Source organism: Pseudomonas cichorii, from assembly GCF_015471405.1.
Lineage (GTDB): Bacteria > Pseudomonadota > Gammaproteobacteria > Pseudomonadales > Pseudomonadaceae > Aquipseudomonas > Aquipseudomonas serbiensis.
Genome location: NZ_BLVZ01000058.1, coordinates 1 through 296 on the forward strand (window position 1 = coordinate 1; position 296 = coordinate 296).

Genomic DNA, 296 nt, shown 5'->3' on the forward strand with positions numbered 1-296 from the left:
GACCGCGAGGCCCACATCTTTGTCGGCGTGCAGACCCATCCTGACACCGACCCGCGCAGCGCTTTGATCGCCAGCCTGACGGAGCAAGGCTTCCCGGTGCTGGACCTGACCGATAACGAACTGGCCAAGCTGCATATCCGGCATATGGTCGGCGGGCATGCCGAGCGGGTGGATGATGAAGTGGTGCTGCGCTTCGAGTTCCCGGAACGGCCGGGCGCGCTGTTCAACTTCCTCAACAAACTGGGCGGGCGCTGGACCATCTCGATGTTCCACTACCGCAACCACGGTGCCGCCGA

General features: G+C 63.9%; 1 pseudogene. It reads left to right on the forward strand.

What is annotated here, in order from left to right:
• Positions 1 to 296, forward strand: a pseudogene (locus JL015_RS27625) (threonine ammonia-lyase, biosynthetic); the annotation flags it as partial.